Origin of the sequence: Stenotrophomonas acidaminiphila (assembly GCF_014109845.1) — a bacterium.
Taxonomy (GTDB): domain Bacteria; phylum Pseudomonadota; class Gammaproteobacteria; order Xanthomonadales; family Xanthomonadaceae; genus Stenotrophomonas; species Stenotrophomonas acidaminiphila.
This window is the reverse complement of record NZ_CP043567.1, coordinates 3,203,346-3,227,806: the sequence shown is the minus strand read 5'-3', so window position 1 is coordinate 3,227,806 and position 24,461 is coordinate 3,203,346. Positions and strand designations below refer to the sequence as shown.

The window sequence follows — 24,461 nt, the reverse complement described above, 5'->3', positions numbered from 1 at the left end:
TGTCAGCGGGCGCGGTTGCAGGGATGCTTGCGTTCCACCAACGGAGGGATGTCCATGGCGTGCGTGGTGCGGGCGGAGACAGTGGCGATGGGGCCGGGGCCATGAGCGGGGCGACACCGGCGCCGGTGGCGCGCGACTGGTCCACGCCGCTGGAGCTGCTGGGCCTGGGCATGGTGTGGGGCGCATCGTTCCTGTTCATGCGCATCGCGGTGCCGGATTTCGGCCCCTATGCGCTGGTGGAGGTGCGGCTGCTGCTCGGCGCGCTGGTGCTGATGCCCTTCCTGTGGCGCGCGCGGGCCCTGTTCCCGGCGCGGCGCTGGCTGTGGCTGGCCCCCATCGGCCTGATCAATTCGGCACTGCCGTTCGTGCTGTTCGCCTGGGCGGCGCAGCGTGCGCCGGCGGCGATCGGCGCGATCTGCAACGCGATGACCGTGTTGTTCGCCGCCCTGGTCGGGTATCTGTTCTTCGGCGAGAAAATCGGCCCGCGCCGGGCGCTCGCGCTGCTGGTCGGCTTCTCCGGGGTCGTGGTGCTGGCCACGGCGAAAGTCTCGGGGCTGGCGATCGGTACGGCGGTGGCGGCCGGCACGGTGGCGGCGCTGCTGTACGGGGTGGGGGCCAACCTGGTCCGCCGCCACATGAGCGGGCTGCCGCCGGCCGCATCGGCCGCGGCCACGCTGGGCTGCGCCGCGTTGTGGATGCTGCCGATGGCCTTGAACCACTGGCCGCGGCAGCCGGTATCGGCGGCATCGTGGGCCAGCGCCATCGCTCTGGGCATCGTCTGCACCGGGCTGGCGTTCCTGGTGTTCTACCGCCTGATCGGCCGGGTCGGGCCCTCGCGCGCGGCCACCGTCACCTACCTGATCCCGCTGTTCGGGGCGCTGTTCGCCTGGCTGTTCCTGGGCGAGCCGGTGACCCTGCAGATGCTGCTCGCCGGCGGCCTGATCCTGGGCAGCGTGGCCGTCAGCCAGAAGGGCTGAGATTAGTGATCGTATACCCGCCGCCGACTAAACGGCTAAGGAGCCTGTTGAGGAGGGTTTTGCTAATCCTTAGCAAGATACTATTTTCCGGCTCGCGTAATGGCGGATGTTGGCTGCAGGAGGCGCGAGGGATCGCACCTCCTGCAGCGATTTTTAGTAGTGAATCTAAGATCTTTTCTTATGTGCCTGGTCGAGCAAGTCTATTACTCTCTGGGCGAGTGAATCGCAAAATGCCTTGTTGTTTCTCACCCATAGGGCGAAGAATGCACCTCTTACAATGTTCTCGGGAACAAACCCTATTTTGATCCCCAGTTGTACAAATAGCAGGTGTGGATCCCTGTTGGTATGGAGAATCTCCTCCAAAGCTTGCTGCACAGTTGCCTGCGCCTCCGGAGGGCGCTGGCAAGACACTGTGAGAACCGCGAGATCCCTGTCGATGTTGTTGCGAACATCTTCATAGACACTGAGTTCTGGTTGAGATCCGGGCAGTCTGATGATCCCGTTTGCAGCATCTTCTTCGCCGCTTTGCTTTGAGTCGCCATCAATGATGCAAAGAGACTTGAATGAGATGGATGGGTTGCGAGCATGAGCCTTGTGAATGCTGACTGCAGTGCCGTCTCCGGCGACTGCGTGCACTTCAACCTGCTCGAATTCCGTGCCAAGCTTCTCACGAAGAATCGCATTAACCCAGTGCTTAGCAAATTCGTCTTCGACAAAGATAGCGAGAGCGCGATCGACTCGGCCAGAAACAGCGCGAAGCGCTTCAACTGAAAGTTTGCCCTGCTTGAGTTTTCCGTCGATGCAGGCCCAGATGCCTTCGTTTGGAAGTGGCAGTAGTGCGTAATCACTATGGGTTGTGAAAACTGCTTGAAGCGCCTTTCGTTCCGCTACGTCAATGAGGTATTCAACCATTCGCCTCGTGGCAATTGGGTGAAGTCCATTTTCTATTTCTTCGATAATTATTAGTGCGTTATTTGGTGCTTGTTCAATTTCATTGATCATTCTAATGATTGATGATTCGCCGGCGCCGAAGTGGAATTCGGAGTACTTGTGGTCGCCATTTTTGCCGACAAGAAATTTGTCGCCATGGCCGACCGTCGTGATTTTGAAGTCGGAAACGGACTTTCCAAGTACGTGCTGAATTTGGCGCACTACTTCTGGTTTGAGTGACTCCATCGCACTTCGGTGAATGTAAGAAGACTTTGTGAGTTTCTTGAACTTGGATTTTTCGCCAGCAGGTACCGTTCGTTCGATTCCGAAGAAGAGGACTGCCCTGTCTGCGACGTCGGCGCGGACCCACTTCGCTTGACGGAAGTTGCTGTTTCTTTTTATCAGCTGTCTCGCACTCAGCGACTTGTCTACGAGTTCATACTCCACTCGCCATCCGGCCATCGATTCATCACCGATCGCACTCTTCGGAAAGAAGTATCCAGGCTTGATTGGTTTGTACGCGCATCCTGCCACCCCAAGTACGGAAGACTTGCCGCTGCCATTGGGTCCAATCAGTGCTGTCACAGGGAATTCAAAAGTAATGTCCTCGCCCGAGAACCCTCTGATCTTTTGGATGCTCGCTTTGTAGAGATACTTTCCATAGTCGTTGTCTCGGACCTTCTTGAGTAGGTCGAGCTTCGTTGATTCTCGAATTTCGCTGCGTTCCATGGCTTTCCTAATTGCTCCTTTTGGACATATCTCTATAAAAATTGCGTGTTCTGCTGGCGTATTTCAATCGGGTTCTAGTGCGAACGTCCCAGGTCTTAAGCTTGCTATGCCGCTGCGGTATTTACCGTACCGGCAGCGGAATGTTGCACAGGTCGATATGGCCGGCCGCGCGCTTGTAGAAGTCGTCGCGGCGGTTGCGGCGGGCCTCCACCATATCGGCGAAGGTCCTGGAGTCGGTGCGCAGCACCCGTAGCGGCGTGCGCTCGGCGGCCGGCACGGCGCTGGCCAGGCGAATGGATCTGATCGGCGTGCGCTGCGCGGTGTCCTCGTAGAAGCCCATCGGTTCGGGCCCGCGTTTGATCGTGCTGAGCAGTTCCATGCCCTTGAGCACGCGCCCGACCAGGGTGATGTTGCGGTCGAGCTGGCGCGGCGACTGCCCGGTGACCACGTACAGCTCGGCGCCGATGCTGCTGTCCTCGTCGTTGTTGCGGCCGGCGCCGACCGCGCCGTAGCAGTGCGCCAGCCAGGTGTGTTCGCCGTCGCTGGCGACGGCGAAGTCGCCGACGAAACCGGTTTTCGCGGCCCAGCCGTCGCGGTCGGGCAGCGCGGTGAACGCCAGCCCCCGCGCGGGCCGCTGGAACTCGGCCGGCAGGTGGGTCCTGGCACTGCCCAGCGGCCGCGCCCTGGCCGGGTCGTCGGCATCGGCGTCGCCGAACTGGACCACGAAGTTGTCCTGCGAACGATAGATGCTGGTGCCGTTCCAGAAGCCTTCGCGTGCCAGGGTGCGGATGTTGCCGGCGTGTTCGGGGGCGAATCCAGGGGCCAGTTCGATGATGACCCGGCCGCCGTCCAGGTCCATGTACAGCAGGTTGTCGGCGGCGGGCACGTGCCAGTCGCTGTCCGGCGAGGCGGCCAGGATCTCCTGTGCGCTGCGGTACTTGGCCGGCGCGTCGGCGGCCAGCGCAGGCAGCGGTGACAGCATCAGGGCCAGGGCCAGCAGGGTCGGGCGTAGCGTCATCGGGCGCGTTCCGTGATCGGGTGTGGGTCGATTCTGCGGGATCGCCCGGGGCCGCCGCCAGACCGTGCCGGGAGTGGGGTGACTACCGGCACATCCGCTATAGCGAAGTGAGTAATAGTGTTGGCTTCAGGCTAGTTGGCAGGAGCAAGGCGATGGGTGAGTTCGAAGCCCAACTGCGCAAATTCCAGAAGGAGCTCAGCGCCGGCACGGTGTCGCTGGCGTTGCTGGCGGTACTGGCCAAGGCGGGGGAGCCGCTGTACGGCTACCTGATCGCCAAGGAACTGGAGCGCACCGGCGACGGCGTGCTCAGCGGCAAGCAGAGCGCGCTGTACCCGGTACTGCGCAACCTGGAAGGCGCCGGCCTGCTGGAAAGCCATGTCGAGCCGTCGGTGGCCGGGCCACCCCGGCGCTACTACCGCATCAATGACGAGGGCCGCGCCGTGCTCAGGCAGTGGATCGCGGCCTGGAATGCCACCCGGGACTCGCTGGAGTCCGTACTGGAGGGAGTCGAACGATGAACAACGAGACCAACGCACGGCCGCTGCCGACCACGATTCCCGAATACCTGGAGCAGCTGCGCGCCGCGCTGGCCGGTGCCGACCCGGCGATGATCCAGGACGCGCTGTACGACGCGGAGGAGTACCTGCGCTCGGAGCTGGCCGAGCAGCCCGGCAAGAGCGAGGCCGACGTGATCGCCGGTGTCGCCGGCAGCTACGGCGCGCCGGAGGAGGTGGCCGAGATCTACCGCGAGACAGAGGTGACGGTGAACCGCGCGCTGCGCACGCCGTCGCCCGGTCGCCGGCCGCTGCCACCGCCGGTTGCCGCGGTCGCGCCGGGCGTCGCCGCCGCGGCAGCCGGGGCCGGCCCGGCCGGCCCGGTCGCGGCCAGGCCGCGCTCGGCGGCCGCGCGCTTCTTCGGCGTGGTGCTGGACCCGCATACCTATGGCGCGCTGTTCTACATGCTGCTGTCGCTGGTCACCGGCGTGTTCTTCTTCACCTGGGTGGTGACCGGGCTGTCGCTGTCGGTGTCGCTGATGATCCTGATCATCGGCATCCCGGTGCTGCTGCTGTTCCTGGGATCGGTGCGGGTGCTTTCGCTGGTGGAGGGCCGCATCATCGAGGCGCTGCTGGGCGTGCGCATGCCGCGCCGGCCGATGTACACGGACAGGAGCCAGGGCTGGCTGGCGCGGATCGGCGCGATGTTCACCGACGTCCGCACCTGGCTGACGATGCTGTACTTCGTGCTGATGCTGCCGCTGGGCGTGGTCTACTTCAGCATCGCCACGACCCTGCTTTCGACCTCGCTGGCACTGCTGTTCGCACCGCTGGCCGATGTGGCCCTGGACCAGCCCGTCAACCTCTGGATCAACGACGTCAACGTGGGCGATGGCGTGTGGCTGTGGCCGCTGGCGATGGCCGCGGGACTGGTGCTGCTGTTCGCGACCCTGCACCTGGCGCGCGCCATCGGCAGGCTGCATGGCGCCATCGCCAAGCATCTGCTGGTGCGGTTGTAAGCCACAGACCGGATCCAGCCAGACGGGGCACCTGTGTGCCCCGTTTTTCTTTGTGGCGATGGCAACGCCCGCGGCGCGCCGGGCTTCAGCGCTGCGCGCGGCGGCGCAGCGGGGTGACGTTGCTGGCGGCGGCCTTGCGCGGTTTCTTCGCCGCGGCCGGCTGCGATTGCGCGATGAAGAAGTCGCGCACCTTCGGGTACACCACCTCGCGCCAGCGGCGGCCGCTGAAGATGCCGTAGTGGCCGGCGCCCTCGACGATGAAGTGGCTGCGGCGCGCCGCCGGGATGCCGGTGCACAGCGCCTGCACGGCTTCGGTCTGGCCGAGGCCGGCGATGTCGTCCAGCTCGCCCTCGATGCTCAGCAGCGCGGTGTCGCGGATCGCCGACGGATCCACGCGTTCGCCACGCACGTGCCACTGTCCGCGCGGCAGCAGGAACTCCTGGAACACCACGCGGATGGTGTCCAGGTAGAAGCGCGCGGGCATGTCCAGCACCGCGTTGTATTCGTCGTAGAAGCGGCGGTGGGCATTGGCGTCGTCCAGGTCGCCCTTGACCAGGTCGGTGTAGAAGTCCCAATGCGACATCAGGTGGCGGCTGGGGTTCATCGCCACGAAGCCGGCGTGCTGCAGGAAGCCGGGGTACACGCGCCGGCCCTGCCCGGGGTAGGGCGCCGGCACGGTGTGGATGACGTTGTTCTCGAACCACGACAGCGGGTTGCGCGTGGCCAGGTTGTTGACCGCGGTGGGGCTGCGGCGTGCGTCGATCGGCCCGCCCATCATCACCAGCGAGCGCGGCGTGGTTTCGCCGCGGCCGGCCATCAGCGCGACCGCGCCCAGGACCGGTACGGTCGGCTGGCAGACGCTGACCACGTGCAGGTTGGCCGCGCCGAGGTGGCGGATGAACGCCTGCACGTACTCGACGTAGTCGTCCAGGCCGAACTCGCCCTGTTCCACCGGCACCATGCGCGCGTCGACCCAGTCGGTGACATACACGCGGTGGTCGCGCAGCAGCGTACGCACGGTATCGCGCAGCAGGGTGGCGTGGTGGCCGGACAATGGCGCCACCACCAGCACCGCAGGCTGGGCCAGCAGGGCTTCGACACGGGCGCCGTCGTTGCTGTGGCGCTTGAAGCGCAGCAGGCGGCAGAACGGCTTTTCCAGTTCGGTGAGCTGGGCCACGGGCACGACTTCGCCGTCGAGCTCCAGCTCGTGGATGTCCCACTCCGGCTTCTCGTAATCCTTGCCGAGGCGGTGGAACAGTTCGTTCATCGCCGCCAGCCGGTCGGCGCCGGGCATGGACGACCACCAGTGCCCCGGGGTGTTGAAGAACGCCGCGTTGGCCTGCGCCTGGTGGACCCAGGGCGCGAGCAGGTTGCGGGTCATCTCATGCAGTTGATAGAGCATGCCGGGCAATATGTATGGTCATATGGTGCCATGCAGCATAGCGCAAACAGGCGGGTGCGGCGTTAAGCGGAGAATGACGGATGTGGGGCCTGTGGGATACGGCCTGCCGCGCGGGATCGACCCGTACCAGCGGAAAGTGTCTGGAGAAAAGCCCTTGAGTCAGGGGGCGCGCCGAAAGGCGCGGGGTGTGGCAGGCGAAAGACGGGCCCCGCGGTCTGCGGCGCAGACCGTGGGGCGACAGCGCGGCGCGATGGCGTGTGCCGGGCTCAGCCGCCGCTCTCCAATGCGGCCACCTCGTCGGCGCAGTGCGGGCCCAGCCAGCAGTGCGAGCCGGCCGCGCGGAAGCCGGCCTGCGCCAGCTGGCGGCGGTACCAACGCGCCGGGCGCGACTGGAATCCCTGGTGATCGCCATGGAACGCGTCCTCGGCGGCGAAGGTTTCCAGGAACGCCACGCCGCCGCACAGCTCGGCCAGCCCGGGCAGGCCCTGGCGCAGTTCGCGGCTGGGCACGTAGTGCATGACGTCGGCGCAGACCAGCAGGTCGACCGGCGCGCACGGGCGCAGCCATTGGAAATCGCCGAAGCGCGCCAGGTGCAGGTTGCGGGTGCGGCCGTAGCGCTGCACGGCGTATTCGCTGCCATCGAAGCCCATGTACTGCAGCTTCGGCCGCAGCTTGAGCAGCGGCGCACGCCACGCGCCTTCGCCGCAGCCGATGTCGAGCACGCTGCGGATCGGACGCTCCAGGTAGTACTCGGCGGTGGCCACGGCCAGGTGCACCTTGCGTGCCAGCCGCGCCGGCCCGCCGATGTCGCCGCGGCGGTACCAATGGTTGAAATAGGCGGCGTCGTATTGCTTTTCCTGCATGTGCGTGTCGGCGGCGGATGGGCGAAAATGCGGCCATCCTACGCCGCCGATGGAGCCAGTGCATGCAGTCGTATTTCTGGGTGAAGACCTTCCACATCGTGTTCGTGGTGGCGTGGATGGCCGCGGTGTTCTACCTGCCGCGGATCCTGGTCAACATCGCCGAGGCGGCCGGGCAGGCGCAGGTCGGGCAGCGCCTGCAGCTGATGGGCCGGCGCCTGTACCGTTTCGGCCACGTCATGTTCGGCCTGGCCTTCGTACTCGGCCTGGTGCTGTGGCTGGGCTACCGGGTGCTGCCGGACTTCCCGACCATGGTCGCCCCCGGCGCCGCCGGCTGGCTGCATGCCAAGCTCGGCCTGGTCGTGCTGCTGCTGGTGTATTTCATCTTCACCGGGCGCTGGCTCAAGGGCGTGGACAGCGGCCGCGCGCTGCCGTCGTCGCGCGCGCTGCGCTGGTTCAACGAGCTGCCGCTGGTGCTGTTCATCGCCATCGTCTACCTGGTGCTGGCCAAGCCGTTCTGACCCGCCTGCCGGCATGCGCACCGCACTGGAAACGGAAACGGAAACGAAAAAGGCCGGCGGATGCCGGCCTCTTTCCAGTGCCATACCGCAGCAGGCTCAGGCGGCCTCGTAGGCGCCATAGCCGCGCAGTCGCGCATAGCGCCTGGCCAGCAGCTCGTCGACCGGCAGCTTTTCCAGCGCGTCCAGTTCGTTGAGCAGGACCGCCTTCAGGCGCCGGCCCATCTGCTTCGGGTTGCGGTGGGCGCCGCCGATCGGCTCGCGCACGAGCTTGTCGATCAGGCCCAGCTGCTTCAGCCGCGGCGCGGTCATGCCCAGCTGCTCGGCCGCTTCCTTGTTCTTGCCGGCGTCCTTCCACAGGATCGAGGCGCAGCCTTCCGGGCTGATGGTCGAATAGACGCTGTATTCCAGCATCACCGTGCGGTCGCCCACGCCCAGCGCCAGCGCGCCGCCGGAGCCGCCCTCGCCGATCACGGTGCAGATGACCGGCACCTTGAGCTCGGCCATTTCCATCAGGTTGCGGGCGATGGCCTCGGACTGGCCGCGCTCCTCGGCGTCGATGCCCGGCCAGGCGCCGGCGGTGTCGATCAGGGTCAGTACCGGCAGCCCGAAGCGCTCGGCCATCTTCATCAGGCGCAGCGCCTTGCGGTAGCCCTCGGGCTTGGGCATGCCGAAGTTGCGCTTGATCTTTTCCTTGGTGTCGCGGCCCTTCTGGTGGCCGATCAGCATCACCGGGCGGCCGCCGATGCGGGCCAGCCCGCCGACGATGGCCTTGTCGTCGGCGAAGGCACGGTCGCCGGCCAGCTCCTGGAATTCGTCGCAGAAGATGCCGATGTAATCCATGGTGTAGGGGCGCGAGGGGTGGCGCGCGACCTGCAGCACCTGCCAGGAGGAGAGGTTGCGGAAGATCTGCGCGGTACGCAGGCGCAGCTTGTCCTCCAGCGCCCGGACCTCGGCCTCGACATTGACCGCCGGGCCGGCGCTGGCGCTGCGCAGCTCCTGGATCTTGGCTTCCAGATCGGCGATGGGCTGCTCGAAGTCGAGGTAATTCGGGTTCATCGGAAACCGTCTTGAATGAAAGTGGGGAAGTGTAGCCGAACGCGTCGGGCGCACCCGTACGCGGCCGTCCGGACCTTCAGCTGGCCCAGGGCGGGCTGTAGGCGAGCTTGACGCGGCGTACCGCCGGGTCCTCGCGCAGGGCGTCGAGCAGTTGCGTGCTGACCCGCACCGCACCGGCGCCGCCGAGGTCGAGCATGCCGGCGACACCGCCGTCCCTGCCCTTCAGCAGCAGGTCCAGGCGGATCGGCGTGCGTCCGGGGCGATGCGTGGCCAGCAGCGGCTCGATGCGCTGCCAGATGGGGCCGCCGCGGCCGTCCACGCGCAGCGACAGGCGCACCGCGTGGTCGGCGCACAGCTGCTCGAAATCCCAGCACTGGCGGATGCGCAGCGCATAGCCGCCGTTGAATTCGTCCTCGCGCAGGCCGCCCTTGACCACCAGGATGCGGTCCTTGGTCATCAGGTGGCCGAATTCGGCCAGGCCATCGGAGAAGGCGCTGCACTCGACCCGGCCCTTGCCGTCCTCCAGCTGCACGAACACCTGGCTGTCGCCCTTGCGGCGCATGCCCACGACCATGCCGGCCAAGATCACCTGCGCTTCCTGGCGCCAGCCGCGCTTTTCGCCGTCGCGCGGCGGCGGTGCCGGGGCCACCAGTTTGTCCAGCGCGCCCAGGTCGGTGCCGACCAGTTCCTTGACGTCGTCGGCATACGGGTCGAACGGATGGCCGCTGAGGTAGAAGCCCAGCGTCTCGCGCTCGCCGCCCAGCAGCTGCGCCACCGGCCATTCGCGGCTTTCCGGCAGGTCCAGCTGCGCGGCGGCGTTGACCGGGTCGGGCGCGCCGAACAGCGAGTTCTGGCCCGATGCCTTCTCGCGCGCCATCTGGTCGGTGGCCTTGAGCACCTCGGGCAACTGCAGCATCAGCGAAGCGCGGTTGCGGCCGAGGCCGTCGAGCGCGCCGCACTGGATCATCGCCTCCAGGGTGCGCCGGTTGAGCTTGGCCGATTCCACCCGCGCGCAGAAATCCAGCAGCGAGCCATACTCGCCGCCGCGCAGGCGCTCGGCCACCACCGCTTCGCAGGCGCCCTGGCCGACGCCCTTGATCGCGCCCAGTCCGTAACGGATGGTGTCGGCGGAGGACGCCTCGAACATGTAGGCCGATTCGTTGACCCGTGGCGGCTCCACGCGCAGGCCGAGGTTGCGTACCTCGGCCAGGAAGCCGACCACCTTGTCGGTGTTGTCCATGTCCGAGGACAGCGTCGCGGCCATGAACTCGGCCGGGTAGTGGCGCTTGAGCCAGGCGGTCTGGTAGCTGACCAGGGCGTAGGCGGCGGCGTGCGACTTGTTGAAGCCGTAGCCGGCGAACTTCTCCATGAGGTCGAAGATCTCGTCGGCCTTGGGGCCGTCGACGCCGCCCTTGGCCGCGCCTTCGCGGAAGATCTCGCGGTGCTTGGCCATCTCCGCCGGCACCTTCTTGCCCATCGCGCGGCGCAGCAGGTCGGCGCCGCCCAGCGAGTAACCGCCGACGATCTGCGCCATCTGCATCACCTGCTCCTGGTACACCATGATGCCGTAGGTGTCCTTCAGGATGGCTTCGGTGCGTGGATCGGGATAGATGATCTCTTCCTGGCCGTGCTTGCGCGCGTTGAACGAGGGAATCAGGTCCATCGGGCCGGGGCGGTACAGCGACACCAGCGCGATCAGGTCCTCGAAGCGGTCCGGGCGCGCGTCCTTCAGCAGCCGGCGCATGCCCGAGGATTCGAACTGGAACACCGCGCCGGTGTTGCCGTTGGCGAAGATGTCCTTGTAGGTGGGCGCGTCGTCGAGCGGGATCGCGGCGATGTCCACCGGCGGGATGCCGGCGCGTTCGTGGCGCCGGTTGATCGCCTTCACCGCCCAGTCGATGATGGTCAGCGTGCGCAGGCCGAGGAAGTCGAACTTCACCAGGCCCACTTCCTCCACGTCGTTCTTGTCGAACTGGGTGACCGGGTTCTTGCCCAGGCTGCCTTCGTCGTGTTCGGCGTACAGCGGGCAGAACTCGGACAGCGGCTCGGGCCCGATCACCACGCCGCCGGCGTGCTTGCCGGCGTTGCGGGTCAGGTCTTCCAGCTGCAGCGCCAGGTCGATCAGGTCGCGGACGTCGTCCTCGCTCTGGTAGCGCTGGATCAGCTCGGCCGAGGCCATTTCCGAATCCGGTCCTTCCTTGCCCTTGCCCAGCGCGTCCTTCAGGCCGATGCCGAGGATGTTGGGGATCAGCTTGGACACGCCGTCGACCAGGCCGTACGGGAAGCCGAGCACGCGCCCGGAATCGCGCACCACCGCCTTGGCCGCCATGGTGCCGTAGGTGATGATCTGGCTGACCCGCTCGCGGCCGTACTTGCGCGCGACGTAGTCGATCACCTCGTCGCGGCGGTCCATGCAGAAGTCGATGTCGAAGTCGGGCATCGACACACGTTCCGGGTTGAGGAAGCGCTCGAACAGCAGGTTGTACGGCAGCGGGTCCAGGTCGGTGATCTTCAGCGCCCACGCCACCAGCGAGCCGGCGCCCGAGCCGCGGCCCGGGCCGATCGGGATGCCCTGGTTCTTTCCCCACTGGATGAAGTCGGCCACGATCAGGAAGTAGCCGGGGAAGCCCATCTTGATGATGGTGTCGAGCTCGAATTCGAGCCGCTCGAAATAGTCCTCGCGGGTCATGCCCGGCGCCAGCGGGTTCTTCTGCAGGCGTTCTTCCAGGCCTTCGCGCGACTGCTTCTGGATCCAGGTGTCCAGGGTCTCGTCGTCGGGCACCGGGTAGTTGGGCAGGAAGTAGGTACCCAGCCGCATTTCGACGTTGCAGCGCTGCGCCAGCGCCAGCGTGTTGTCGATGGCGTCGGGGATGTCGGCGAACAGCTCGCACATCTGTTGCGGCGACTTCAGGTACTGCTCGCGGCTGTACTCGCGCGGGCGCTTGGGGTCGTCGAGCACGCGGCCGGTGGAGATGCACACCCGCGCCTCGTGCGCGTCGAAGTCCTGCGGCGACAGGAAGCGCACGTCGTTGCTGGCGATCACCGGCAGGCCGCGCTGGCCGGCGGCCATCAGCGCGAACTGGTTGAACGCTTCCTCGCCGTCGCGGCCGGTGCGGGTCAGCTCCAGGTGCAGGCCATCGCCGAACACGCGCTGCCAGTCGGCCAGCTGCTGTTCGGCCAGGTCATGGCGGCCTTCGCCGGCCAGGCGCCCGGCCAGGCTCTGGCGCCCGGCCAGCGCGAACAGGTTGTGGCAGCCGTCCTTCAGCCATTGCGGGTGGACGGCAACGCCGCCCTCGGGGCGATGGCCTTCCAGCCAGGCACGGCTGAGCAGGCGCGACAGGCTCAGGTAGCCGTCGCGGTCGCGGCACAACAGGGTCATGCGCCACGGGTCGTGGCCATCCTCGGCGATCAGCACATCGGCACCGGCGATGGGCTTGATGCCCACGCCTTCGGCGGCCTTGTAGAACTTCACCAGCGCGAACATGTTGTTCAGGTCGGTGACCGCAAGCGCCGGCGCCTGCATTTCCACCGAACGGCTGAGGAGGTTGGCCTGCTTGGCCTTCTTCGGGTCGGCCTGGTCCGGCTTGGCCGGGACGCGGATGGTGGAGTCCACCATCGAGAATTCGGTGTGGACGTGGAGGTGGACGAAGCGGGGAGTGCTCATGCCGGATCACTGCGGTGAAAGGGCAGGGTAGCGGCGGGGGCGGGAGCGGACAAGGCTTGACGGGCGGCGAATGCGCCCGCGGGCAGGGGTTACGCCAGGGCCAGGGCGTCGCGGACCGGCGCGAAACTGCGCCGGTGCTCGGGGCAGGGGCCGTGCGCGCGCAGCGCGGCCAGGTGGGCCGGGGTGCCGTAGCCCTTGTGCTGGTCGAAGCCGTATTCGGGATGGCGCAGGTGCAGGTCCAGCATGTAGCGGTCGCGGCTGACCTTGGCCAGGATCGAGGCGGCCATGATCGCGCGGTCGATGGCGTCGCCGCCGACCAGCGCTTCGGCCGGGCACGGCAGGCCCTTGGGCACCTTGTTGCCGTCGATGCGCGCGAACTGGGCCACATGGGCCACGCCCTGCACGGCCCGGCGCATGCCCTGCATGGTGGCCTGGAAGATGTTGATGTCGTCGATCTCGGCCACGTCCACCAGCACGATGCTGTGGGCCAGGGCGCGCTCGACGATACGCTCGAAGAGCTGTTCGCGGCGCGCGGCGGTGAGCGCCTTGGAGTCGTCCAGGCCGTTGATGCGCGGCCGCTGCGGGTCGAACACCACCGCGGCCACCGCCACCGGGCCGGCCAGCGGGCCGCGTCCGGCCTCGTCCACGCCGGCGGTCAGGCGCGGGCCCTGGCGGGCGGCCAGCAGGCCGTCGTCGAACAGGGCCAGCGTTGCGGCCGGGGGCCGGCTCATGCGGGTCGCGCCAGCAGCGACGCCACCGCGTCGGCGGCGCGGGCCGAGGCGTCCTGGCGCAACTGCAGGTGCAGGCGCCGGTAGTCGTCCTGCAACCCGGGCACGTGGCCGGGGTGCTGGAACCACCGCAGTACGGCCGCGGCCAGCCGGTCCGGCGTGCAGTCGTGCTGGATCAGTTCCGGCGCCAGGTCGCGCCCGGCCAGCACGTTGGGCAGGGCGTAGCGGTCGACCTTGACCAGTTTCAGCGCGCGGGCGATGCGGTAGGTCAGTTCCGACACGCGGTAGCCGACCACCATCGGCCGCTTGACCAGCATGGTCTCCAGGGTGGCGGTGCCCGACGCCAGCAGCACCACGTCGGCGGCGGTCAGCGCGTCGCGGGCCTGGCCATCGAGCACGTGCAGGCGCGCGGCCGGCAGCGCCGAGGCGGCGATCTGCTGGTCGAGCAGCTGCCGGCAGCGGGCATTGGCCGCCGGTACCACGATATGCAGCCCGGGCATGCGCTCGGCCACCTGCCAGGCGGCCTCGAAGAACGCCGGGCCAAGCCGGCCGACCTCGCCCAGGCGGCTGCCCGGCAACACCGCCAGCACCGGCGCGGTGGCCGGCAGCGCCAGCCGGGTGCGTGCATCGGCACGGTCGCTGTCCAGCGCGATCGCATCGGCCATGGGGTGGCCGACGAAGCGCGCGTCGACGCCATGGCGCGCGTAGATCGGCGGCTCCATCGGGAACAGGCACAGCACCATGTCGGCGCTGCCGCCGATCTTCTCGGCACGCTTCTCGCGCCAGGCCCAGACCGAGGGGCTGACGTAGTGCATGGTGCGGATGCCGCGCTGCTTGAGCCAGCGTTCGACGCCAAGGTTGAAATCGGGCGCGTCGATGCCGATGAACACGTCCGGGCGCCAGTCGAGCACGCGCTCGCGGAACGCGCGGCGCAGTTTCAGCAGGCGCGGCAGGTGGCGCAGGATCTCGGCCAGGCCCATCAACGCCAGCTCGCTGGCATCGAACCAGGTCTGGCAGCCGGCGCCGCGCATGGCGTCACCGCCGATACCGGCGAATTCGGCGTCGGGGAAACGCTGGCGCAGTTCGGCGATCAGGCCGGCGCCGAGCTGGTCGCCGGAGGTTTCCCCGGCCACCAGCGCGATGCGCGGGCCACGGCCCACGCGCGCGGTGGTGATGGCCGCCGCGCCGCCGCCGCCGTCCCCGGGCCCTGCGTACCCGTTCACGGTGCTGCCTTCGGCACTCATCGCTGCAGCGGACGGTCCGCGTGTTCGATGAAGTCCAGCATCTGCCGCACGTCGTCGCTGTCCCGGGCCTGTTCGGCCAGCTGCTGCTTGGCCTCGGCCAGCGGAATGCCGGCCACGTACAGGGTGCGGTAGGCGCGCTTGATGGCGCCGATGCGCGCGGGGTCGAAGCCGCGGCGCTTGAGGCCTTCGCTGTTGATGCCGCGCGGACGGCCGTGGCCGTCGATGCCGACCATGGTGAACGGCGGGATGTCCCCGGTCACCAGCGCACCCATGCCGAGGAAGGCGTGGTCGCCGATGCGGCAGAACTGGTGGGCACCGGCGAAGCCGCTGATGATCACCCAGTTGCCGACGCTGACGTGGCCGGCCAGGGTGGTGTTGTTGGAGAACACGCAGTGGTCGGCGACATCGCAGTCGTGGGCGACATGGGTGTAGGCCAGCAGCCAGTTGTCGTTGCCGATGCGGGTGACGCCGCCGCCGCCGCCGGTGCCGCGGTTGACGGTGACGAACTCGCGGAACACGTTGCGGTCGCCGATCACCAGTTCGGTGCGCTCGCCGGCGTATTTCTTGTCCTGCGGCTCGCCGCCGATGGCGGCGTGGCCGATGAAGCGGTTGTCGCGGCCGATGCGGGTCGGGCCGTGGATGCTGCAATGGGGGCCGACCACGGTACCGGCGCCGATCTCGACGTCGGCGCCGATCAGGCTGAACGCGCCCACGCGGACGTCGTCGGCCAGCCGTGCCGACGGATCGATGACCGCGGTGGGGTGGATCAGGGGGGCGCTGTCATTCATGCGCGGGCTCCGGTCGGGATCATTCGCGGGTGCCGGCGCACAGCACCTCGGCATGCGCCACCACTTCGCCGTCCACCTTGGCCTCGCCGTAATAGACGGCCATGTTGCGGATCACGCGCTTGACCTGCACGTGCAGCTCCAGCACGTCGCCGGGCACCACCTGCTTCATGAAGCGCACGTTGTCCACCTTGACCAGGTAGAACAGTTTGGACTGTGCGTCACGGCCCAGGCTCAGCTGGGTCAGCACGCCGCCGGCCTGCGCCAGCGCCTCGATGATCAGCACGCCCGGCATGATCGGCTGGGAAGGGAAGTGTCCCTGGAAGAACGGCTCGTTGATGGTGACGTTCTTGTGCGCGACGATCGTCCTTGCCTCGGTATCCAGCGCGACCACCTTGTCCACCAGCAGGAACGGGTAGCGGTGCGGGATCAGCGTGCGGATCGTGTTGACGTCGATGGGCAACGGCAGCGGTGAGTTCATTCCTTCTCCTTGCTCACAGCCAGGACCCGGCGCGCCAGGCTGTCCAGCTGCTTGAAGCGCGCGGCGTTCTTGCGCCACGTGCGGTTGTCGGTCAATGGGGTGCCGGACGAGTACTCGCCCGGTTCGGTAATGGAGTTGCGCACCACCGACTTGCCGGTGACGACGACGTGGTCGCAGATTTCCAGGTGCCCGACCACGCCGACCGCGCCGCCGAGCAGGCAGTAGCGGCCGATCCGGGCGCTGCCGGCGATGCCGGTGCAGCCGGCGATCGCGCTGTGCGCGCCGATATGGCAGTTGTGGGCGATCTGCACCAGGTTGTCCAGGCGCACGTCTTCTTCCAGTACGGTGTCTTCCAGCGCGCCGCGGTCCACGCAGGTGTTGGCGCCGATCTCGCAGTCGTCGCCGATGTGCACGCCACCCAGCTGCGGCACCTTGATCCAGTGGCCGGCATCCATCGCCAGGCCGAAGCCGTCGGCACCGAGCACGGCGCCGGGATGGATGCGCACGCGCTTGCCGAGGCGGACCCGGGTGACCAGGGTGACGCGGGCGATCAGCTCGCAGCCGGTATCCAGCGAGCAGTCCTCGCCGATGATGCTGCCGGCGCCGATGATGCAGTTCTCGCCGACCACGCTGCGCGCGCCGATGCTGACGAACGGGCCGACGTGGGCGCTGGCGGCCACCTGCGCGGACGGGTCGATCACCGCGCTGGGATGGATGCCGGGCTCGCGCAGCGGCACCGTCTCGAACAGCGCGCCGATCTTGGCGAAGGTGGTGTAGGGGTCCTTGGCGACCAGGGCGGTGCCGGGGGCGGCCTCGGCGTCATCGGCGCGCAGGACGACGATGGCCGCCCTGCTCTCGGCCAGCTGTGCGCGGTAGCGCGGATTGGCCAGGAAAGTCAGCTGCCCGGGGCCGGCATGGGCCAGCGTGGCCACGCCGTGGATGACGGTGGACGGGTCGCCGTGCACCTGCAGCCCGAAGCGGTCGGCGAGGTCCTGTGCGGTATGGGTCGGAGTATTCACGCCGGGAGTTTAGCGTCTGGAAGTGGCGCGGTCATGCGGCGGCAGCCAAGAGCCCGCGTGGGTGCGGGCAGCGGCCGGACCGTTCTGGAGGAAAGCCCCCTTTGGTGAAAGGAGGCACGCCGAAGGCGGGGGGAATCGGAAGGCAGGGGCGCGACCCATCGGTCCGCCATGGCGGACCGATGGGTACCCGGGACATTGCCCCGGGGTGCGCGGGCAGTTCGTCAGAACTGCCCGCCGAAGGTGAACTGCAGGCGCTCGATCTCGTCGCCTTCCTTCTTCTTGAGCGGGAAGGCGTAGCTGATCGAGATCGGGCCGACCGGGGCGCGCCACAGCAGGGCGACACCGGCCGAGGCGCGCAGTTCGCCCGCATCGAAGTTGTCGGTTCCGTTGTAGACGTTGCCGAAGTCGAGGAACGCCGACACGCGCGCCGAGGGGCTGTCGAACAGCTTCGGGAAGTACGCCTCGACCGAGCCGACCGTCTTCAGCGAGCCGCCCAGCGGCTGGCCGCGATAGTAGCCGCCGATGATCTCCGAGCGCGGGCCCAGGGTGTTGTCGCGGAAGCCACGCACCGAGTTGGTGCCGCCGGCGTAGAAGTTCTCGAAGAACGGCAGCCCCGACGCCTTCACCTGGCGGTGCTTGGCGGTGGGGTTGGTGGCGCAGTCCACCACTTCGGTGGTGGCCGGCGTGCCCGGCACTGCGGGGGTGTCGCCATCGGCCGGGGTGCCGGGGACCGCAGGCGTCTCGAACCAGCAGATATCGCGCACCTTGTCGTTGCCGTACGAGTCGCCGTAGCCGAACTCGACGCGGGTGTTGATCACCAGCGACGGCATGATCGGCCAGTATTTGGAGATCTGGTAGCTGATCTTGTAATACTCGGCGGTGGACCCGGGCAGCGTGGCTTCCAGGCCCAGGCGCTGGTAGGTGCCGCGGGTCGGCATGAAGTACTCGTTGCGGGTGTCGCGCGCCCAGCCCAGCTCGGTACGCCAGGAGTGGAACGTGCGCGTGCCCATCGCATCGATGTAGTCGATGATCGACTGCGGGGTGTAGGACGGGTACGTGGTGATCTGGTTGCTGTCGATGCCGAACATCAGCGAGAAGCTGTCGTTCTCGGTGATCGGCACGCCGAAGATCATCTGCGCCGAGCCGTTGGTGCTGTTGTACTGGGCGGTGTTGAAGTCCGAGTAGTCCAGCTCGCGCCAGGACAGGTTGTAGCCCAGCGAGACGCCGTCGTCGGTGAAGTACGGGTTCATGTAGGAGAAGCCGTAGCGCTGCAGGTAGCTGCTGCGCGAGGCCTCGACCGACACGCGGTTGCCGCCGCCCAGGAAGTTGTTCTGCGACAGCTGCACCGAGGTGGTCATGCCGTAGGACTGCGAATAGCCCAGGCCGAACACGAAGCTGCCGGAGGTGGTCTCCTTGACGTTGTAGACCACGTCGACCTGGTCGTTGCTGCCGGTGACCGGCGAGGTCTCGACGTCGACCGATTCGAAATAGCCCAGGCGCTGCAGGCGGATCTTGGAGCGGTCGATGGCGGCCTGCGAATACCAGGCGTTCTCGAACTGGCGCATCTCGCGGCGCAGCACCTCGTCGGCGGTGCGGGTATTGCCCTTGAACACGACGCGGCGTACCGACACGCGCGGCCCCGGCACCACCTGCATGTTGACCGCCACCGTGCGTTCGGCGCGGTTGCTGGTCGGGATCGGGTTGACCTTGGCGAAGGCGTAGCCGACGTTGGACAGGGTATTGGTGATCGCGTTGGCGCTGAACTCCAGCAGGCCGCGCGAGAACGTGTCGCCGGCCTTCTGGAACACCATGCGCTCGACATCTTCCTGCGGCAGGATGGTGTCGCCGGTGACCTTGATCTCGGAAATCTTGTACTGCTCGCCCTCGGTCACCCCGGCGGTGATGAACATGTCGCGCTTGTCGGGGCTGATCGAGACCTGGGTGGAATCGACGCTGAAATCGACGTAGCCGCGGTCCAGGTACCAGGAGTTGAGCTTCTCCAGGTCGCCGGACAGCTTTTCCTTGGAGTACTGGTCGTCGCGGCGGTACCACGAAGCCCAGTTGTGCTCCTTCGATTCCCAGGTATCGAGGATGTCCGCGGACTCGAACTTCTCGGTGCCGACCAGGTTGACGTGGCGGATCTTGGCCGCCTTGCCTTCCTTGACCGCGATGGCCACGTCCACGCGGTTGCGGTCCAGCGGGCTCACCGTGGGGGTGATCTCGACGTTGTACTTGCCGCGGTCGTTGTACTGGCGGCGCAGCTCCTGGGTCACGCGGTCCAGGCTCAGGCGGTCGAAGGTGCCGCCCTCGCTCAGGCCGATGTCGGACAGGCCCTTGAGCAGCTGCTCGCTCTTGATGTCCTTGTTGCCGGTGACCGTGAGCTTGTTGATCGCCGGGCGCTCCTTGACCGTGACCACCAGGATGTCGCCCTGGCGGTCCAGCTGCACGTCCTCGAAGAAGCCGGTCTTGTACAGGGCGCGGATGGTCTCGCCGACCTTGGCGTCGTCGACGCGGTCGCCGCGTTCCACCGGCAGGTAGGTGAAGACGGTGCCGGAAGAGATGCGCTGCAGGCCGTCCACGCGGATGTCGCTGGCGGTGAAAGGCTCGGCTGCCTGTGCGAGCGCGGGCGCGGCCAGACCGGCGGCGAGGGCGAGGGCAAGCAGGCGGCGATTGGGAAGTCGCGTCATGTCACGTCCGGTTGGAGTCGATTTCATTGTTGCGTGGGTGCCGGCGTATGACGACGTCAGCGGGAAAAAGTTCATCGCGGAAACAGCCCGAGGATGTCGTTGTAGAACGCCAGCCCCATCAGCCCGGCCAGCAGCGCCAGGCCGACATATTGCCCGGCGGCCATGGCGCGTTCGCTCAGTGGGCTCCCCTTGAGCAACTCGATAAGGTAATACAGCAGGTGACCGCCGTCCAAGATCGGGATCGGCAGCAGGTTGATGATGCACAGGCTCAGCGACAGCAGGGCCAGGAAGTACAGGAACCAGTCCACCCCGCGCTCGGCCGAGGCATTGGCGACGCGGGCGATGGTGATCGGGCCGGAAATGTTCTTGACCGAGGCGTGGCCGGTCAGCATCCGCCGCATCATGCCCAGCGAGTCGCTGGCCAGGCGGCCGCTCTCGCGCAGCGCGGCCGGCAGTGCCGCCAGCGGTCCGTACTGCTGGCGCGCGTCGTAGGCCGGCGCCTGGCCGCTGACGAAGCCCACGCCGAGCAGCCAGCGGCCGTCGCCGGCCCCGCCCGGCGCCTTGCGCGGGAGCACTTCCAGGGCCAGGCGCTGGCCGTCGCGCTCGACCTCGATCATGCCCGGGCCACCGCGCTCGCCCAGCTGCTGCACCAGCGGCGCGACCTGGTCGGCGCTTTCCACGCGCTGGCCGTCGACGGCCAGGATCAGGTCGCCGCGCTGCAGGTGGCCGCTGGCGGCGGAGTCTTCGGCGACCGAGTCGACCTGCGCCGGCTGCAGCTGGAACCGCCAGCCCAGGCCGGCCTGCGCCGGTACCGTGCGTTCGTCGAATCCGGCCGGCAGGGTGGACAGCGGCAGTACCCGGGTACGCGGGGTGTCCAGCGCGTCGAGCACCCGTACGCGGGCATCCTGGCGGTCCATGGCGGCGGTGGTCAGGGCCATGCTGGCCTCGGCCCAGGTCGCGACCGCGCGGCCGTCGATGTCGATGATGCGGTCGCCGGCCTCGAGTCCGGCGGCGGCGGCCATGCCGGTGCTGCGGCCGAGCGTGGCCGAGTAGTCCTGGCGGCCGATCACGAACATCGCCCACAGCAGGGCGATGCACAGCAGCAGGTTGGCGGCCGGTCCGGCGGCCACGATCGCGATGCGCTGCCACACGCTCTTGTTGTTGAAGGCCACGGCGCGCTCGCCGGCCGGCACTTCGACCTCGCGCTCGTCGAGCATCTTCACGTAGCCACCCAGGGGGATGGCGGCGATGACGAATTCGGTGCCGTTGCGGTTGCGGCGGCTCCACAGCGGGCGGCCGAAGCCGACCGAGAAGCGCAGCACCTTCACCCCGCAGCGCCGGGCGACCCAGTAATGGCCGAATTCGTGGAAGGTCACCAGCACGCCGAGGCTGACGATCATCCACCACACGGAACCGAGGAAGTCAGCCATGGGCGCGGCTCGGTTGGAAGACGGGGTCAGGCATGGGGCAGGCGGGCGATGGCGGTGGAGGTGACCTGGCGGGACCGTGCGTCGGCCGCCAGCAGGGCGTCCAGTGTATCGGCAGCCATGTGAGGCAGTGTGGACAGCGCGTGTTCCACCAGCGCGGGAATCGACAGGAAGCCTATGCGGCCCTGAAGAAAGGCTGAAACGGCAACTTCGTTGGCGGCGTTCAGGATCGCCGGGGCGCTGCCGCCGGCCTCCATGGCCTGCCAGGCCAGGCGCAGGCAGGGGAAGGCGTCCAGGTCGGGCGCCTCGAAATCGAGCCGGCCCTGGGCCAGCAGGTCGAGCCCGGCCACGCCCGATTCGACGCGCCGCGGCCAGCCCAGGCCCACCGCCAGGGTGGTGCGCATGTCCGGCAGGCCAAGCTGGGCCAGGGTGGAGCCGTCGATGAACTCGACCAGCGAGTGCACCAGGCTCTGCGGGTGCACCAGCACGTCGATGCGCGCACCCGGCACGCCGAACAGGTGGTGGGCCTCGATCACCTCCAGGCCCTTGTTCATCAGCGTGGCCGAATCGACCGAGATCTTCGGCCCCATCGACCACTTCGGGTGCGCCACCGCCTGCGCCGGGGTCACCGCCTCCAGTTCGGCGCGGCTGCGGCCGCGGAACGGGCCGCCGGACGCGGTGAGCAGGATGCGCCGCACGCCTGCACCCTCGACGCTGGCGTCGCGCGAGCGCAGGCACTGGAAGATGGCGTTGTGTTCGCTGTCGATCGGGATGATGTCCGCGCCGGCCGCTGCCGCTTCGCGGGTCAGCAGTTCGCCGGCCAGCACCAGCGATTCCTTGTTGGCCAGCAGCAGGCGCTTGCCGGCGCGGGCGGCGGCGAGCGTCGAGGACAGCCCGGCCGCGCCGACGATGGCGGCCACCACGGTGTCGCAGGCGTCGCCGGCGGCAAGCGCATCGATGGCCGCGGCGCCGGCGTGGGCCGCGGTCGCCAGGCCGGCATCGCGCAACCCGTCGCGCAGGCGCTCGTACAGTGCCGGATCGGCGATGGCGGCGTGCTCGGGGCGGTGGCTCCGGCACAGCGCGATCAGCGCGTCGACGTTGTTGCCGGCGGCCAGCACGCTGGCGCGCATCTGCCCCGGGTGGCGGGCGATGACGTCCAGTGCCGAACTGCCGATCGAGCCGGTGGCGCCCAGGATCGCGACCCGTCGCGGGCCGGCCTGGTGGGGAAGCGGGTTGGCGGACATGTCAGAAGCCGAAGATTTCCTTGCCCAGCGCGAACACCGGCAGTGCGGCCAGTACGCCGTCGATGCGGTCGAGCACGCCGCCATGGCCCGGGATCAGGCTGCCCGAATCCTTGAATCCGGCGTGGCGCTTGAGCAGGCTTTCGAACAGGTCGCCGAGCACCGAGGCCAGCACCGTGACCGCGGCCACCAGCAGCAGCCAGCCGATGGCGCCGGGCTGCACGCCGGCCAGCCAGCCGAAGCCGACGGCAACGACCAGGCCGGCAACCAGCCCGCCCAGCAGGCCCTCGATGGTCTTGTTCGGGCTCACCCGCGGCGCCAGCTTGTGCCGGCCGAACGCGCGCCCGGCGAAGTACGCGCCCGAATCGGCGGCCCATACCACCGCCAGCGCGGTCAGCAGCCAGCGGTTGCCGTGCGGCTCGCCGGCATGGATCAGCACCAGCGCCGCCCAGGCCGGGACCACCGCCAGGGTGCCCGCGGCCAGCTTGAGCATGCGCGCGGCGCTTTCCTCGTGCGCACCGAAGTCGAAGAAGCGCAGCCACAGCAGCGCCAGCAGCCAGAAGCCGACCCCGACCAGCGAGGCCAGCTGGAACAGCACCAGGCTGCCGGCCGACGCCCATACCAGCAGCACCATCAGCAGCAGGTTCAGCACCAGCAGCACGGTACGCGGCAGCCCGTCCACGCCGGCCATCCGGAACCATTCCCACAGGCCGGTCAGGAACACCAGCGCGGCGGCGGCGGCCAGCCATTGCGGGGGCAGCAGCAGGATCGCGCAGATGGCCGTCGGGGCCATGATCAGCGCGGCGATGACTCGGGTCTTGGTCATGGGGAAACGGTCTCCGGGGCCGCCGCGGCGACCTGTGCGCTGGTCAATCCATAGCGGCGTTCGCGCCGCGCGTAGTCGTCCAGGGCCTGCTGCAGGACGCCGGCGTCGACATCCGGCCACAGCACGTCGGTGAACCACAGTTCGGTATACGCCAACTGCCACAGCAGGAAATTGCTGATGCGGGTATCGCCGCCGGTGCGTATGAACAGGTCCGGCGGCGGCAGGTCGGTGAGCGCGACATGGCGGCCGATCAGGTCTTCGTCGATCTGTTCGGGCCGCAGGGTGCCGGCGGCGACCTGCTCGGCGAGCAGCCGCGCGGCATGGGCGATGTCCTGGCGGCCGCCATAGCTGGCGGCCACGCTCAGGGTCATGGCGCCGTTGCCGGCGGTGCGCTGTTCGGCCCGCTGCATGCGCTGGACGATGCCGGCGGCAAAGCGCGAACGTTCGCCGATGAAGCGCACGCGCACGCCGCGGCGGTCGAGTTCATCCACCTCGCGGTCGAGCGCGCCGAGGAACAGCTTCATCAGTGCATCCACTTCTTCCTGCGGCCGCCCCCAGTTCTCGCTGGAGAACGCGAACAGCGTGAGCGCGGCGATGCCGCGCTCCAGGCAGAAGTCGATGGTGCGGTTGACCGCGCGCGCGCCGGCGCGGTGGCCGATCATGCGCGGGCGGCGCCGCTGCTGCGCCCAGCGGCCGTTGCCATCCATGATGATGGCAACGTGCGCGGGCAAGCCGGGTGCTGGCATGCCGTTGGGCATGGCGGACGGCACCGGTCAGACTGCCATCAGTTCCTGTTCCTTGAGCTTGACCACTTCGTCGACGTCCTTGATCGCCTTGTCGGTCAGCTTCTGGATCTCGTCCTGCGCGCGGCGGTCCTCGTCCTCGGTGATCGCCTTGTCCTTGAGCAGCCTGGCCACTTCCTGGTTGGCGTCGCGGCGGACGTTGCGGATGGCGACCTTGCTGTCCTCGCCTTCCTTGCTGACGGTCTTGGCCAGCTCCTTGCGGCGCTCCTCGGTCAGCGGCGGCAGGTTGAGGCGGATGGTGGTGCCCACCGTGGTCGGGGTCAGGCCCAGGTCGGAAGCGTAGATGGACTTCTCCACTTCCTTGATCATGCTCTTGTCGAACAGGGTGATGACCAGGGAGCGGCCTTCGGAGACGCTGATGCTGGCCACCTGGTTCAGCGGCGTGTCGGTGCCGTAGGCCTTGACCTTGATGCCGTCCAGCAGGGCCGGCGACGCGCGGCCGGTACGGATGGTGGTGAGGGTGTGGCGCAGAGCGTCGATGCTCTTGGCCATGCGCGCCTGCGCATCTTGCTTGATGTCGTTGATCATCGCCGGAATCCTGGATGTTTCT

General features: G+C 68.0%; 21 protein-coding genes. 4 read left to right on the top strand and 17 right to left on the bottom strand.

All coding sequences use genetic code 11. From position 1 onward, the window contains the following. The first annotated feature begins 101 nt into the window (after positions 1–101). Entirely contained in the window at positions 102–977 is an 876-nt protein-coding gene (locus tag F0P95_RS14675; protein WP_182334844.1) for a DMT family transporter, read from the top strand. Positions 978–1,142: 165 nt separating this feature from the next. Here the strand turns inward: F0P95_RS14675 and F0P95_RS14670 are convergent, their stop codons facing one another. Together F0P95_RS14670 and F0P95_RS14665 are read right to left on the bottom strand one after the other, a co-directional pair. Then, on the bottom strand, positions 1,143–2,636 hold the full coding sequence (locus tag F0P95_RS14670; protein WP_182334843.1) for an ATP-dependent nuclease: 1,494 nt from the start codon (positions 2,634–2,636) through the stop codon (positions 1,143–1,145). Between the two features lie 121 nt (positions 2,637–2,757). Then, positions 2,758–3,654: a peptidylprolyl isomerase gene (locus F0P95_RS14665; RefSeq protein WP_182334842.1), complete on the bottom strand. Its 897-nt coding sequence runs from the start codon at positions 3,652–3,654 to the stop codon at positions 2,758–2,760. Between the two features lie 152 nt (positions 3,655–3,806). Between F0P95_RS14665 and F0P95_RS14660 the strand changes: the two genes are divergently transcribed. Together F0P95_RS14660 and F0P95_RS14655 are read left to right on the top strand one after the other, a co-directional pair. Beyond that, positions 3,807–4,172: a PadR family transcriptional regulator gene (locus F0P95_RS14660; RefSeq protein WP_054666856.1), complete on the top strand. Its 366-nt coding sequence runs from the start codon at positions 3,807–3,809 to the stop codon at positions 4,170–4,172. Further along, on the top strand, positions 4,169–5,167 hold the full coding sequence (locus tag F0P95_RS14655; protein WP_182334841.1) for a sensor domain-containing protein: 999 nt from the start codon (positions 4,169–4,171) through the stop codon (positions 5,165–5,167). The genes F0P95_RS14660 and F0P95_RS14655 overlap by 4 nt, the downstream gene beginning before the upstream one ends. 85 nt (positions 5,168–5,252) lie before the next feature. Here F0P95_RS14655 and F0P95_RS14650 read toward each other — a convergent pair whose 3' ends face one another. Both F0P95_RS14650 and F0P95_RS14645 read right to left on the bottom strand, forming a co-directional pair. Continuing rightward, positions 5,253–6,569 (bottom strand): polyhydroxyalkanoate depolymerase, encoded by a 1,317-nt coding sequence (locus tag F0P95_RS14650; RefSeq protein ID WP_054666853.1) that lies wholly within the window; start codon positions 6,567–6,569, stop codon positions 5,253–5,255. A 266-nt stretch (positions 6,570–6,835) separates the two neighbouring features. Next, complete coding sequence (locus tag F0P95_RS14645) at positions 6,836–7,432, bottom strand: class I SAM-dependent DNA methyltransferase (RefSeq protein WP_182334840.1); 597 nt, start codon at positions 7,430–7,432, stop codon at positions 6,836–6,838. Positions 7,433–7,494: 62 nt separating this feature from the next. Between F0P95_RS14645 and F0P95_RS14640 the strand changes: the two genes are divergently transcribed. Continuing rightward, positions 7,495–7,950, top strand: coding sequence for a CopD family protein (locus F0P95_RS14640; protein WP_182334839.1), 456 nt, complete (start codon positions 7,495–7,497; stop codon positions 7,948–7,950). A gap of 96 nt (positions 7,951–8,046) precedes the next feature. Here the strand turns inward: F0P95_RS14640 and F0P95_RS14635 are convergent, their stop codons facing one another. From F0P95_RS14635 to frr, 13 genes are all read right to left on the bottom strand, one after another. After that, complete coding sequence (locus F0P95_RS14635; protein WP_054666848.1) at positions 8,047–9,006, bottom strand: acetyl-CoA carboxylase carboxyltransferase subunit alpha; 960 nt, start codon at positions 9,004–9,006, stop codon at positions 8,047–8,049. A gap of 76 nt (positions 9,007–9,082) precedes the next feature. Next, a complete protein-coding gene (dnaE, locus tag F0P95_RS14630) occupies positions 9,083–12,670 on the bottom strand; it encodes a DNA polymerase III subunit alpha (RefSeq protein WP_182334838.1) in 3,588 nt (1,195 codons plus the stop codon). An 89-nt stretch (positions 12,671–12,759) separates the two neighbouring features. Further along, positions 12,760–13,401 (bottom strand): ribonuclease HII, encoded by a 642-nt coding sequence (locus F0P95_RS14625; protein WP_182334837.1) that lies wholly within the window; start codon positions 13,399–13,401, stop codon positions 12,760–12,762. Beyond that, positions 13,398–14,642 (bottom strand): lipid-A-disaccharide synthase, encoded by a 1,245-nt coding sequence (lpxB, locus tag F0P95_RS14620; protein ID WP_182334836.1) that lies wholly within the window; start codon positions 14,640–14,642, stop codon positions 13,398–13,400. The genes F0P95_RS14625 and lpxB overlap by 4 nt, the downstream gene beginning before the upstream one ends. Beyond that, the gene (gene lpxA, locus F0P95_RS14615; RefSeq protein WP_182334835.1) at positions 14,639–15,430 is read right to left on the bottom strand and encodes an acyl-ACP--UDP-N-acetylglucosamine O-acyltransferase; all 792 of its coding nucleotides are present in this window, start codon (positions 15,428–15,430) and stop codon (positions 14,639–14,641) included. The genes lpxB and lpxA overlap by 4 nt, the downstream gene beginning before the upstream one ends. A 19-nt stretch (positions 15,431–15,449) precedes the next feature. Beyond that, positions 15,450–15,908, bottom strand: a complete 459-nt coding sequence (gene fabZ / locus F0P95_RS14610; RefSeq protein WP_054666837.1) for a 3-hydroxyacyl-ACP dehydratase FabZ — start codon at positions 15,906–15,908, stop codon at positions 15,450–15,452. Further along, positions 15,905–16,927: a UDP-3-O-(3-hydroxymyristoyl)glucosamine N-acyltransferase gene (gene lpxD, locus F0P95_RS14605; protein ID WP_182334834.1), complete on the bottom strand. Its 1,023-nt coding sequence runs from the start codon at positions 16,925–16,927 to the stop codon at positions 15,905–15,907. The genes fabZ and lpxD overlap by 4 nt, the downstream gene beginning before the upstream one ends. Before the next feature lie 221 nt (positions 16,928–17,148). Beyond that, positions 17,149–19,614, bottom strand: a complete 2,466-nt coding sequence (bamA, locus tag F0P95_RS14600; protein WP_182334833.1) for an outer membrane protein assembly factor BamA — start codon at positions 19,612–19,614, stop codon at positions 17,149–17,151. Between the two features lie 71 nt (positions 19,615–19,685). After that, positions 19,686–21,044, bottom strand: coding sequence for an RIP metalloprotease RseP (gene rseP, locus F0P95_RS14595; protein ID WP_182334832.1), 1,359 nt, complete (start codon positions 21,042–21,044; stop codon positions 19,686–19,688). Between the two features lie 26 nt (positions 21,045–21,070). After that, positions 21,071–22,285: a 1-deoxy-D-xylulose-5-phosphate reductoisomerase gene (locus F0P95_RS14590; RefSeq protein ID WP_182334831.1), complete on the bottom strand. Its 1,215-nt coding sequence runs from the start codon at positions 22,283–22,285 to the stop codon at positions 21,071–21,073. Position 22,286: 1 nt separating this feature from the next. Then, the gene (locus tag F0P95_RS14585) at positions 22,287–23,108 is read right to left on the bottom strand and encodes a phosphatidate cytidylyltransferase (protein WP_182334830.1); all 822 of its coding nucleotides are present in this window, start codon (positions 23,106–23,108) and stop codon (positions 22,287–22,289) included. Further along, the gene (gene uppS, locus F0P95_RS14580; protein WP_182334829.1) at positions 23,105–23,854 is read right to left on the bottom strand and encodes a polyprenyl diphosphate synthase; all 750 of its coding nucleotides are present in this window, start codon (positions 23,852–23,854) and stop codon (positions 23,105–23,107) included. The genes F0P95_RS14585 and uppS overlap by 4 nt, the downstream gene beginning before the upstream one ends. 27 nt (positions 23,855–23,881) lie before the next feature. Continuing rightward, positions 23,882–24,439: a ribosome recycling factor gene (gene frr / locus F0P95_RS14575; protein ID WP_182334828.1), complete on the bottom strand. Its 558-nt coding sequence runs from the start codon at positions 24,437–24,439 to the stop codon at positions 23,882–23,884. Positions 24,440–24,461: the final 22 nt, after the last annotated feature.

Excerpts from the sequence above, each read along its gene's own strand:
- F0P95_RS14675 (WP_182334844.1), top strand. The coding sequence starts at position 102 with ATGAGCGGGGCGACACCGGCGCCGGTGGCGCGCGACTGGTCCACGCCG.
- F0P95_RS14670 (WP_182334843.1), bottom strand. The coding sequence starts at position 2,636 with ATGGAACGCAGCGAAATTCGAGAATCAACGAAGCTCGACCTACTCAAG.
- F0P95_RS14665 (WP_182334842.1), bottom strand. The coding sequence starts at position 3,654 with ATGACGCTACGCCCGACCCTGCTGGCCCTGGCCCTGATGCTGTCACCG.
- F0P95_RS14660 (WP_054666856.1), top strand. The coding sequence starts at position 3,807 with ATGGGTGAGTTCGAAGCCCAACTGCGCAAATTCCAGAAGGAGCTCAGC.
- F0P95_RS14655 (WP_182334841.1), top strand. The coding sequence starts at position 4,169 with ATGAACAACGAGACCAACGCACGGCCGCTGCCGACCACGATTCCCGAA.
- F0P95_RS14650 (WP_054666853.1), bottom strand. The coding sequence starts at position 6,569 with ATGCTCTATCAACTGCATGAGATGACCCGCAACCTGCTCGCGCCCTGG.
- F0P95_RS14645 (WP_182334840.1), bottom strand. The coding sequence starts at position 7,432 with ATGCAGGAAAAGCAATACGACGCCGCCTATTTCAACCATTGGTACCGC.
- F0P95_RS14640 (WP_182334839.1), top strand. The coding sequence starts at position 7,495 with ATGCAGTCGTATTTCTGGGTGAAGACCTTCCACATCGTGTTCGTGGTG.
- F0P95_RS14635 (WP_054666848.1), bottom strand. The coding sequence starts at position 9,006 with ATGAACCCGAATTACCTCGACTTCGAGCAGCCCATCGCCGATCTGGAA.
- dnaE (WP_182334838.1), bottom strand. The coding sequence starts at position 12,670 with ATGAGCACTCCCCGCTTCGTCCACCTCCACGTCCACACCGAATTCTCG.
- F0P95_RS14625 (WP_182334837.1), bottom strand. The coding sequence starts at position 13,401 with ATGAGCCGGCCCCCGGCCGCAACGCTGGCCCTGTTCGACGACGGCCTG.
- lpxB (WP_182334836.1), bottom strand. The coding sequence starts at position 14,642 with ATGAGTGCCGAAGGCAGCACCGTGAACGGGTACGCAGGGCCCGGGGAC.
- lpxA (WP_182334835.1), bottom strand. The coding sequence starts at position 15,430 with ATGAATGACAGCGCCCCCCTGATCCACCCCACCGCGGTCATCGATCCG.
- fabZ (WP_054666837.1), bottom strand. The coding sequence starts at position 15,908 with ATGAACTCACCGCTGCCGTTGCCCATCGACGTCAACACGATCCGCACG.
- bamA (WP_182334833.1), bottom strand. The coding sequence starts at position 19,614 with ATGACGCGACTTCCCAATCGCCGCCTGCTTGCCCTCGCCCTCGCCGCC.
- rseP (WP_182334832.1), bottom strand. The coding sequence starts at position 21,044 with ATGGCTGACTTCCTCGGTTCCGTGTGGTGGATGATCGTCAGCCTCGGC.
- F0P95_RS14590 (WP_182334831.1), bottom strand. The coding sequence starts at position 22,285 with ATGTCCGCCAACCCGCTTCCCCACCAGGCCGGCCCGCGACGGGTCGCG.
- F0P95_RS14585 (WP_182334830.1), bottom strand. The coding sequence starts at position 23,108 with ATGACCAAGACCCGAGTCATCGCCGCGCTGATCATGGCCCCGACGGCC.
- uppS (WP_182334829.1), bottom strand. The coding sequence starts at position 23,854 with ATGCCAGCACCCGGCTTGCCCGCGCACGTTGCCATCATCATGGATGGC.
- frr (WP_182334828.1), bottom strand. The coding sequence starts at position 24,439 with ATGATCAACGACATCAAGCAAGATGCGCAGGCGCGCATGGCCAAGAGC.